This is a genomic window from Bilophila sp. 4_1_30 (genome assembly GCF_000224655.1).
GTDB lineage: Bacteria > Desulfobacterota > Desulfovibrionia > Desulfovibrionales > Desulfovibrionaceae > Bilophila > Bilophila wadsworthia.
Genome location: NZ_JH114235.1, coordinates 127,620 through 137,345, shown reverse-complemented (window position 1 = coordinate 137,345; position 9,726 = coordinate 127,620). Strand labels below are relative to the sequence as shown.

The window sequence follows — 9,726 nt, the reverse complement described above, 5'->3', positions numbered from 1 at the left end:
TTGCACTGGTCCGGGGTGAGCGGGGCGTCCGTGGCGACGACGATGATGATCGAGCCGTCCTCTTTGGGCGTGGGCTGGAGCGCCTGTTCCTTGCCGGGGATGCGCGAGGTGGGGATATGCCTGCCCACGGGCACGCCGTTGATGAGCAGATCCTCGCGCTTGCCGTAGTTGCCCTGGATGAGCACGCCCACGGTGTAGCCGCCGAGCTCCTCGGGGAGCACGCGGGAGCTGGTCCCGATGCCGCCCTTGAATTCATGGAGGATCATGCCGGTGCCGCCGCCGACGCAGCCTTCCGCCACCGGGCCGGACGCCGCCGAATCGAGCGCGGCGCACAAATGCTCGGGCCGCACATGCATCCCGTTGATGTCGGAAAGCCAGCCGTCCCACGTTTCGCCTACGACCGGAAGCATCCAGTACGAGGAGCCGTCGGTCTTCCGGAGGCGGGCGTAATAGTCGATCATGGCGTCGCGCACGATGCCGAGGCTGTGCGTGTTGGTCAGGGCGATGGGCGTGGTGAGCAGGCCCGATTCCTCGATCCAGTGGCAGCCGGAAAGCTCGCCGTTCCCGTTCAGGCTGAACACACCGGCATACATGGCGTTTTCCACGATATCCCCGGCGGGGAGGACAACGGTGACGCCCGTACGGGCGATGCCTTCGACGGGGCCGGCCCCGTCCTTGATGACGGTGGAATGCCCCACGCGCACGCCCTTGACGTCGGTGACGGCATTGTATTCCCCGCAGGGGAATCCGCCGATGCGCGCGATGTCTCTGATTCTCATGACTCGGTTCCTTGCTGCCAGTTGAACGACCAATGGACCTGCGTGACGTAGCGGGAAAGCTCTTCGGCGGTTCCGGATTCGAACAGCTCGATGATCCGGCCGTGCTCGGCGTGGTTGACCGCGCAGAACGCCTTGCCCCAGTCCCTCAGGGAGAACTGGAACAGCCGGAGCCGGTTGATGCGCAGGAGCTTCTTGAGGAGGGAGCTGGTTTCCAGCTCAAGGTACGTCTCATGGAAGGCCAGATTGATGCGGTTGTACTCGTCGTTGGAAATGTCCTGGGTGCCGGGGTACATCCGGGCGTTGAGATCCTTCAGGCGGGCAACATGCTCCGGCGTTACGCGGGGGAACACGTTGCGGATGACCTGCCCGTCAAGCACGCCGCACACCTCGTAAATCTCGCGCTTCTCCTCTTCGGAGAGGGCATTCACCATGACCCCGCGCTGCGGATAGAGGGTAACGAAGCCTTCCGCCTGAAGTTCCAACAGGGCGTCGCGCAGCGGCGTCTTGCTGATATTGAGGGTCTCGGCCAGCTTGTTGAGGCTGATGGTCTCGCCGGGGGCGATGGCCCCCTGCTGGAGATCCGAGAGGATCCGCTCGTAAACAGCCGTCCTCAAAAGGCCGGGATTCGTATTCAGTGTGATCATGCTGGTGTTCCTTACTGTTGAGATACTAGTATACTAATATATTACTCGGCACAAGGCTTGCGTTCCTTTTTTCCCAAAATATTTTTGGATTTCCCATCCATCTCTGTTTTTTGATGAAAAAACAGCTTCCTTGTCCACGGCCTTCCCCGGAAAACGCGAAAACCCCGCGAGAGGCGGGGCTTTCGGCTGGATCGGCTGGATTTCCTTGGGCGGTTTCCTGTCGGATCTTTCGGAAAAGGAGCCGGCGATATCCCAACGTCAAAACCTTCATGCCGGGCCAGGGGGCGCCCCTTGCGGAGTGCAGAGGCGGAGCCTCTGCCGGGGTATGGGGCACCCGTCCGAACGGACGGCAAAACGGGCCTCCCCGCTAGTGCGCGAACAGCGGCGCGACGTCCGGGCTTCGGAGTATCCGGGCGCAGGCGCTTTCCGCGTCGCGCAGGCATTCCCCGAGGTCGAGGGTCGCATACTTCCCGTCCCAGTACAGGAAAACGCCGTCGACCATGGTCGCCTCCACGTTCTCGTGCGTGGCCTGATAGACCACCTGCGCCACCGGGTCGCGCCCGATGCGGGGAGCCATGTTCAGCCTGTCCGGGTTGATGACGGCAAGGTCGGCCTTCTTGCCGGGTTCGAGGGAGCCGAGCTCATCCTCCTGCCCCAGAGCCCGCGCACCGCCGAGGGTGGCCATTTCCAGCGCCTGAAGCGGGGACAGGGCCGTGGGGCGGTTGGTGCGCACCTTCTGGAGGATGCCCGCCTGCCGCAGCTCCACGAGCGCGTCCATATGGTTGTGGGCCCCGTCGAGCCCGAGCGCCACACGGCACCCGGCGGCAAGCATCTCGTCGATGCGGGCGATGCCGGACGCAAGCTTCATATTGGAGGACGGGCAGTGCACGGCATGGGTGCCCGTGTCCGCGAGGATGCGGATCTCGTCGTCGTCGATCCAGATGCAGTGGGCGAGGATCACGTCCTCCCCGGTGTAGCCGATGGAGTGCAGGTAGCGGAGATTGCGCATGTGGACGAGGCTTTCCACATAGGCGCACTCGCCCTTGTTCTCGGAGGCGTGGGTGTGCAGGCGCACGCCGTTGGCCCTCGCCATGTCCCGGGTGCGCGTGAGGAGCGTTTCCGTGCACGAGGGCACGAAGCGCGGCGCGAAGGCGTAACGGAGCCTGCCCCCCGCGCTCATGTGCCAGCGGTTCATGAGCCGTTCGCTTTCGCGGAGGCAGGTTTCGGTATCCTCCATGAGCGCGGCGGGAACGTCCGTGCCGCCCAGATCGAGCATACACTTGCCGAACAGCCCGCGCATCCCTACGTCGCGCATGGTTTCGAAAATGGCGTCCTGACAGTGGGCCGTACCCATGTCGATGAAGGCCGTGACCCCGCTGCGCAGCCCTTCGGCGGCGGCGAGGCGGGCGGCGGCCGCGTTGGTTTCGGGCGTGTGCGCGCCTTCGAGGGGCCAGATCCGGCGCTGGAGCCAGTCCATGAGTTCCATTTCGTCGGCCAGCCCCCGGAACAGCGACTGCGTGACGTGCATATGGCTCTGGATGAGGCCCGGAATGACGATGCGCCCGGAAAGGTCGACCCGTTCCGCATCGGCGTTTTCCGGACGTCCGGCCAGCCCCGGCCCCATGTCCGCGATGACGCCGTTTTCGATGAGTATGTCCGTGTCCAGGACGTCCCGCGCGGGGTTCATGGTGATAACGGTTGCGTTGGCGAGCAGTGTGCGCATGTGTTTTCTCCTGTCGTGAATCGTGGCGTCACGTTGTGGTTGGCTGGTATGGTGAGTGGGGGTGGGATGCCCGGAGGAAAACTCAAGGCTCCCTCCCCCGGATCCGCCGCGCGGCACCCCTCCCGCAAAAATTCCGGCTGGCGGGGAGGGCGGAAGGGGCAGGGAGGACGCTTCCGGGGTGCCCTTACTCCGCATACTATGCCGTATCGTGTGATAACGGAATGTGCGTTTCGTTGCCATGCGGGGCCGGGCCCGCCCGTTTCCCGTGTTGGCATTCCGAGGCCGCCGCGCCCTTTTTCAGCTTGCGGCCCATCGCCTTCGTCTGTACCGTGTGGTTATTCTTTCAGGATCGCTTGCGGCAGGCTCTCCGGAGCCGCAAGCCGGGGGTTCGGCGTTGTGTTGGCTTTTTGAACGGCTTTCACGTGTTATCCTCAAGGAGTTCCTTATGCGGTGCATTGAAAAGACGCTGTACACGAATGGGCGGATCGTCACGATGGACGCCGCCGGGACCGTCGCCGAGGCGGTGCTTGTGGCCGGGAACGTCATCGAAGCCGTGGGCTCGAAGGACGGGCTGGCGGCACTGGCCGGGCCCGGCTGCCGGACCGTTGACCTCAAGGGCGCGTCCCTCTACCCTGGCTTCATCGACACGCACAGCCACGCCTCGCTGTACGCCATGTGGAAAACGCACTGCCGCTGTCCGGGCATCGCGCACCTTGAGGACGTGTACCCCCTGATCCGCAGGCAGGCCGAACGGGTGCGGGGCGACGACGGGATTGTGGTCTACAATTTCGACGATACCGACATCCCCGAACGGCGCGGCCCGACCAAGCGGGAGCTTGATGCGGTGATGCCCGACCGTCCCGTGCTGGTCTTCCACATTTCGGGGCATACCTGCTACGCCAACTCGAAGGCGCTGGAGCGCATCGGCGTCAACCCGGACGCGCCTTTCGACGACGTGAACGTGTTCCTCGGCAAGGACGGCCTGCCTAACGGGTACATTGCGGAAGAGATGGCTTTCAAGGCCATGGGCGAACTCATGCCCGCGCTGGATCAGGAACGCCACAAGGCCCTCGTCCGCGAGTGCGTGGCGGAGTACAACGCACAGGGCTTCACCTCCGCGCACGACTCGGCGGTGGGCATCGGCAACCTGAGCGCCGAAACCGTGTACCGCACCTATAACCAGCTCTACGAATCCGGCGAGCTGAACATGCGCGTCTATCTGGCGACGATGGAGCAGCCTTTCCGCAGGCTGGAGCCCACGGGCCTCCTCGACGGGCCGGGCAACCGCTTCGTGCAGTACTCGGCGGTCAAGACGCTTGCGGACGGCTCCATCCAGGCCGGGACCGCCGCCATCCCCGAAGGGTATTTCTTCGACCCCTCGCTCAGGCCGGGCATCATCGGCACGCAGGACTACTGGGACGAGATGGTCTACCACTGGCATTCGCGGGGCCGCCAGCTTTCCATCCACTGCAACGGCGTCGGGGCCATCGAAACCATCATCACGGCGGTGGAACGGGCGCAGGCCCGCTGCCCCCGCAAGGACGCCCGGCATCTGATCATCCATTGCCAGATGGCGACCGACGAGCATGTCCGGCGCATGAAGGAGGCGGGCATCCTGCCCTCGTTCTATGGGCTGCACGTCTGGAACTGGGGCGACCGGCACCGGGACATCTTCCTCGGCCCGGATCGGGCGGCGCGTCTTGATCCCGCCGGAAGCGCGGTGCGGGCTGGCCTGCCTTTCTCGCTCCACGCCGACACGCCGGTGCTGCCGCAGATGACCATGCTCTCCATCCATACCGCCGTGAACCGCGAAACCAAGGGCGGCGCGGTGCTCGGCCCGGATCAGCGCATCTCCACGCTGGAGGCCGTGCGCGCCTACACTTCCTACGCGGCGCTGTTCAGCCACAGCGAGGCGTGGCGGGGCACCATCGAGCCCGGCAAGGTCGCGGACTTCGTGATCCCCTCGGAAGACATTCTGGAAGCCCCGGCCGGGCGGCTCAAGGGCATCACCTTCGCCGCGGCCATCGTGGACAACAGGGTCGTGCACGGGCAGCTTCCTTAAAGCGGAAAACAGAGGAAATAGGGAAAGGGGGGAACCCTTTCTGAAGAAAGGCATTTCCCTTCCTTCCCCAAACCTGTCGGCGCTCCAATTTTCAAAGACTTTTGACTTTATCGAATCCCTGTTCGCAGTATTCCCCGATTTCTTTTGAATTGGGGCGGCGCATCGGAAAACGGACGTCCTCCGCATTGGCGGGGACGTCCGTTTTTGTTTTGCAGGGGGAGATTATGTGATGCGGCCCCGCCCTTTTCATGCGGAGGCCGTACGGAGGACGGGATTCTCAGCGCAGCTTGTTTTTCTCGTATTGCGGGCCGATGACCTTCATATACAGCACGGCGGAGAAGAACAGCATGATCAGGCCGAGGATGAACGCGTCGTCAAAGCTGGATATTTCCGCGATGAGCCCGCCGAGGAGCACGGCCGCGCCGATGCCCACGTCCCACGCGATAAGGTAGGTGGCGTTGGCCGTGCCGCGCCGGGTGGGTTCGGCAAGGTTGATGAACAGGGTCTGGTAGGAGGGCGACATCATCCCGAAGCCGAGCCCGAAGGCCACGGCGGAACCGAAGAACACGGTTTCCGTGGGCACGAAGAGGAAGAGCAGGGAGGCCAGCAGGATGGTGCCCTTGCCGCCGAGGATGAGGCGGCCGATGTAGCCCTTGTCGATCATGCCGCCCGCGAAAAGGCGGCTGAGGATGAGCCCGAGGGACATGAGCAGGAAGAAGTAGCCGGGGTTCGCCATGACGTGGCGCTCCCGGGCGAAGACGGACAGGTAGTTGACGAGCAGCCCGTACACGAAGGCCATGAGCACCAGCCCGATGAAGGCATAGGTGCCTTTTTTCAGGAAAAAGCGATCCAGCGAGATTTTTTCGCCGCGGCTGACGGTCACGCGCTGCTTTTTGACCAGCAGGCCGAGCAGGATGCCGCCCGCCGCGCAGCCCATCGCGGTGATGAACACGGCGTCGTATGATCCGGCCTCAAGGACGAGCATACCGATCATGGGGCCGAGGGCCATCGCGAGCGATCCCATCATCCCGTACAGGCCGATGCCCGTGCCGAGCTTGGCGATGGGGATGACGTCGACGGCGAGGGTGGCGGCGGAGGTGGAAAGCGCGCCGAAGCTCATGCCGTGGAGTGCCCGGACGATGCCCACGAGCGCCAGCGCGTTGAACAGCAGGTATCCCTCAAACTGGGCGGCGAACAGGATACCGCAGACGAGGAACAGCATCTTGCGCGGGAACTGGTCCGCCAGAAAACCGGAAATGGGACGCATGACCAGCGCGCCGATCATGTACGCGGAGAGGATGATGCCCACGACGGATTTGGAGGCGTGCAGGCCGTCGAGCAGGTAGATCGGCAGGACGGGCACCATCATGAAGCTGGCGATGAAGAACAGCAGGTTCGCGGAACAAACGGCAATAAAGCTCGGCGTGAACAACGCCTCTTTGGGACAAAGGCGACGGCGCATCAGGGCTCCTTTGTGTTGTCCGCGAAAGGCGGAAAGCCCTCCCGGACTCTCCGGCCTGGCAACGCGCCAGCCGTGAAGGGATCTGCGGCCCGCCCGGAGGCGGCCTGCAATGACGTTACGTGTTTTGAAACGGAGCCGCAAGGCCGCAAAAAGGCGAGTGCGACCCGCCATGATCCGGCGTAAACGCTAGTTCTGCGTCGACAAAGGACATTCACCCGAAAAGCGTTGGAAGGCGATTTTTCGAGGGGTGTGGAACATGGCGTTCAGCCCGGCAAAGCGGTGCTCTGGAGGGCGAAAACCCGCCCCCATGCCCGGCAGCATGGGGGCGGGTTCCGCTGGAGCTGGCTCCGCGCCGGGCGTCAGTCCTTGATCCCCCGTAGGTATGCAGCAGGTCCTTGCCGTCCTCGCGGACGGTGCGACCCCGTGAGATGCGGGCGATGAACAGGCCGGCCCGTACCCCGCTCAGAACAGGGCGTAGAAGATGGTCCAGTCGCGCGGGAAGGAGTCTTCGGAGAACGGGTTTGTCCAGAAAGCCTTGTTCCAGAAGTTGCCGAGCATCTTGCCCACGGCGTTGGTGAAGATGTCGAACAGCGAGGCCGTGGGGCCGACCAGCGCGCCGTAGGCCACCATGGCGAGCGCGATGACCACGTTGATGTCGCTGAGCCGCTTGATGCCCTTTTTGCGGAAGCCCGCGAACGCCTCGCAGCCTGTTCGCCCGGCATCCCTGAGGACATCGGCAAAATCCATTTCTACGAGGCCATGATCCTCACCTGCGAAGGCACAATCCGCTCTCTTCGTTTCAGGAGGCGCTGCAATCCGTGTGGTTCGCGGAATCGCTGTTCACGCTGGAGGAAAACCAGACGGGGATCTCCCTCGGAAGGGCCGACCAGTACCTGTATCCGTTCTATCGGCACGACATCGGCAACGGCGTGATCACCGAGGCTGAGGCGTCCGAGCTGCTGTGCTGCTGGCTCATCAAGGTGAGCCGAGGTATGTGGCTGTGCAGCAAGGAATCCGCCATGTATTTCGTGGGATACCAGGCGTTCATCAATCTGGTGGTCGGCGGGCAGAAGCGGCACGGCGACGCCTGCCACAAGCTGACCTACATGATCATGGATTCCTTCAAGGATCTCGGCCTGTGCCAGCCCGCGCTGACGACGCGCATCCACAACGCCTCGCCCCGGAAATACCTCAGGAAGATCATCGAGGTCGTCAAACTCGGCATCGGCTTCCCGGTCTGCCACTTCGACGACTGTACATCAAGCACATGGACGACGAGGCCCACAGGCGGCTCACGGGCGCGGGCAACCGGCGGATTCTGGACAACCTGCGCGGGCTGTTCCGCATGGGCAAAAAGGTCCTGATCCGAATGCCGCTGATCCCCGGACTGAACGACGATCCCGCCGGGCTGGAGGCGGCTTTCGCCATGCTGCGGGAGGAAGCGGTCAAGGGGCCGATATCGCGGGCGTGGAACTGCTGCCCTACCACCGCTATGGGGAGGGCAAGTATTGACAGCTCGGGCGGGCGTACCACTGCGGCGCCGCCCCCTACCCGGAGGAACGTCTGGAGGAACTCAAGGCCTTTCTCGCGGCCCGGAGCACGGAAGGATTGCCCTTGCGGCTTGTTTGGTACGCATGATTCTGTGCTGGAACACGCTGAAATTTTTACAAGGGAGGAAAAACGTGGGGAGTCTCCAGAAACGTTTTCCCTCCCTTCCCCAATATTGCCTTAAACCATGATCCCGCCGGGGGTGAATGTGACCGAAGCGGACACCGCCACGGACGGCAGGGCGTCGATGCGCGCTTTCCAGTGGATGAGCTGGGCAAGGAACGCATTGATGGCGGCTTCGAAGTCCGGATAGTCCGTGAAGGCGTCAAACCGCTTCCAGAGCACGATTTCCCCGGTGCGTTCCCAGACGGAGAGCGCGCCGCCGTCCGTCTCGGCCCCGAGGAACGAGGCAGTGAGCAGGATGCGGAGATTGTCGGGATTGGACAGGCAGCCCCCGTCCCCTACGATCCCGTGCAGGATGACGGCATTGCCGTCCCGCTCGATGGTCACGTCGTGCTCCCCGTCGAAACGCAGGGTGCAGCGGCCTTCGTCGAGAGTCAGTTCGAGTCCGCAGGCTTTTCCGAGATCTTCAATAAGTGATGTCAGTTCCATAATCTTTCCTTATACGGCTGTGGGAGTGTCGTACCCGCGCCCCTCGGTGGAAGGGCGCGGGGAGGGAGGTTCATTATGCCAACGGATCGAGGTAGTACCGGGTGAGCAGGGGGAACATGTCCGGATGGGCGCGGATCTTGCCTTCCACGAAGGCGAGGAAATCTTCTTCCGCGTCAAGGGCGAGCTGCCCGGCCACGGCTTCGGACGCCGCGCGCTGGACATGCACCATGTCCTCGGCTTCCCCGGCCTGAATGAGCTTCATGCGCAGATCGCGGGTTTGCGTCAGAGGGTCGGTCATGCGTGCGAGCAGGTCGGCTTCCTCATGCAGAGCCTGGCGCAGATTCTGGTACTCGGGGACAAGGGCCTTGGGGCCTTCCTGCTCCCCGCCGCGCAGGAACGGGAAATACTTGAAGTCGAATTCCGTCACCCGCCCGATGTCCAGCGAGTCCGCAGCGTTGAGGAGCATGGATTCCAGCGTGGGGCTGGCGTGCCCGACGATGGCGGCGGTGAATTCGCGCTCGTAGTCGTCCCCGAACGTGTCCGCCCCGAAACGCTCGTGCATCTTCTCAAGGGCCAGCCGGGCGCTTTCGGCTTCCTGCTCGGGCGTGTCCGCGCCGTTGCGCTCGCGCCCGGCGTCGTGCCCGGCTATGCCGCACAGGAGCGCCGTCCTGTCCACGGTATGCCCCATTTCCTCCATGACGCCCCGCCATCGTCGACGCGAAAATGAAGGCCCGGCAGATGTGCCCGCGCCCGTGATAGGCCGCGCCGTGATCAAACGCGCCGGGGCGCTCGTGATCGTGATAGATCGGCAGCATGGACAGCAGGAAATCGCGGTGCTGCGCCGGGGTCGCGGCCAGCTTGCCCGCTTGGGCGGGCGGGAAGGCCGGACGGGCGGG

The 9,726-nt window shown here is 63.8% G+C and carries 9 protein-coding genes; 2 read left to right on the top strand and 7 right to left on the bottom strand.

Annotation, left to right across the window (positions count from 1 at the left end; all coding sequences use genetic code 11):
- The 3 genes from HMPREF0178_RS18160 to HMPREF0178_RS18150 form a co-directional block, all read right to left on the bottom strand.
- Positions 1 to 779, bottom strand: a 779-nt coding sequence (locus tag HMPREF0178_RS18160) for a P1 family peptidase (protein ID WP_009369052.1), incomplete at its 3' end; no start/stop codon positions are given.
- Positions 776 to 1,423 carry a GntR family transcriptional regulator gene (locus HMPREF0178_RS18155; protein WP_005030029.1) on the bottom strand — a complete coding sequence of 216 codons (648 nt, stop codon included), beginning with the start codon at positions 1,421 to 1,423 and terminating at the stop codon, positions 776 to 778. The genes HMPREF0178_RS18160 and HMPREF0178_RS18155, both read right to left, overlap by 4 nt.
- Before the next feature lie 367 nt (positions 1,424 to 1,790).
- Entirely contained in the window at positions 1,791 to 3,146 is a 1,356-nt protein-coding gene (locus HMPREF0178_RS18150; protein WP_009369051.1) for a 5'-deoxyadenosine deaminase, read from the bottom strand.
- 445 nt (positions 3,147 to 3,591) lie between these two features.
- On the opposite strand from HMPREF0178_RS18150, the gene HMPREF0178_RS18145 reads away from it, so the two are divergent.
- Positions 3,592 to 5,208, top strand: a complete 1,617-nt coding sequence (locus HMPREF0178_RS18145; RefSeq protein ID WP_009369050.1) for an amidohydrolase — start codon at positions 3,592 to 3,594, stop codon at positions 5,206 to 5,208.
- A 277-nt stretch (positions 5,209 to 5,485) separates the two neighbouring features.
- Here HMPREF0178_RS18145 and HMPREF0178_RS18140 read toward each other — a convergent pair whose 3' ends face one another.
- Together HMPREF0178_RS18140 and HMPREF0178_RS18135 are read right to left on the bottom strand one after the other, a co-directional pair.
- Positions 5,486 to 6,670 (bottom strand): MFS transporter, encoded by a 1,185-nt coding sequence (locus tag HMPREF0178_RS18140; protein WP_009369049.1) that lies wholly within the window; start codon positions 6,668 to 6,670, stop codon positions 5,486 to 5,488.
- 462 nt (positions 6,671 to 7,132) lie between these two features.
- Positions 7,133 to 7,417 carry a BCCT family transporter gene (locus tag HMPREF0178_RS18135; protein ID WP_009369048.1) on the bottom strand — a complete coding sequence of 95 codons (285 nt, stop codon included), beginning with the start codon at positions 7,415 to 7,417 and terminating at the stop codon, positions 7,133 to 7,135.
- 23 nt (positions 7,418 to 7,440) lie between these two features.
- Here HMPREF0178_RS18135 and HMPREF0178_RS18130 point away from each other — a divergent pair, with 23 nt between their 5' ends.
- Positions 7,441 to 8,034, top strand: coding sequence for a pyruvate formate lyase family protein (locus tag HMPREF0178_RS18130; RefSeq protein WP_083832548.1), 594 nt, complete (start codon positions 7,441 to 7,443; stop codon positions 8,032 to 8,034).
- A 364-nt stretch (positions 8,035 to 8,398) separates the two neighbouring features.
- Here the strand turns inward: HMPREF0178_RS18130 and HMPREF0178_RS18125 are convergent, their stop codons facing one another.
- Together HMPREF0178_RS18125 and HMPREF0178_RS18120 are read right to left on the bottom strand one after the other, a co-directional pair.
- Positions 8,399 to 8,830: a CesT family type III secretion system chaperone gene (locus HMPREF0178_RS18125; protein WP_009369046.1), complete on the bottom strand. Its 432-nt coding sequence runs from the start codon at positions 8,828 to 8,830 to the stop codon at positions 8,399 to 8,401.
- A gap of 73 nt (positions 8,831 to 8,903) precedes the next feature.
- On the bottom strand, positions 8,904 to 9,518 hold the full coding sequence (locus tag HMPREF0178_RS18120) for a hypothetical protein (protein ID WP_232281326.1): 615 nt from the start codon (positions 9,516 to 9,518) through the stop codon (positions 8,904 to 8,906).
- Positions 9,519 to 9,726 lie beyond the last annotated feature (208 nt).

What these genes read in the sequence shown, in the direction of transcription:
- HMPREF0178_RS18155 (WP_005030029.1), bottom strand. Translation starts at nt 1,423, where the DNA reads ATGATCACACTGAATACGAATCCCGGCCTTTTGAGGACGGCTGTTTAC.
- HMPREF0178_RS18150 (WP_009369051.1), bottom strand. Translation starts at nt 3,146, where the DNA reads ATGCGCACACTGCTCGCCAACGCAACCGTTATCACCATGAACCCCGCG.
- HMPREF0178_RS18145 (WP_009369050.1), top strand. Translation starts at nt 3,592, where the DNA reads ATGCGGTGCATTGAAAAGACGCTGTACACGAATGGGCGGATCGTCACG.
- HMPREF0178_RS18140 (WP_009369049.1), bottom strand. Translation starts at nt 6,670, where the DNA reads ATGCGCCGTCGCCTTTGTCCCAAAGAGGCGTTGTTCACGCCGAGCTTT.
- HMPREF0178_RS18135 (WP_009369048.1), bottom strand. Translation starts at nt 7,417, where the DNA reads ATGGATTTTGCCGATGTCCTCAGGGATGCCGGGCGAACAGGCTGCGAG.
- HMPREF0178_RS18125 (WP_009369046.1), bottom strand. Translation starts at nt 8,830, where the DNA reads ATGGAACTGACATCACTTATTGAAGATCTCGGAAAAGCCTGCGGACTC.
- HMPREF0178_RS18120 (WP_232281326.1), bottom strand. Translation starts at nt 9,518, where the DNA reads ATGGGGCATACCGTGGACAGGACGGCGCTCCTGTGCGGCATAGCCGGG.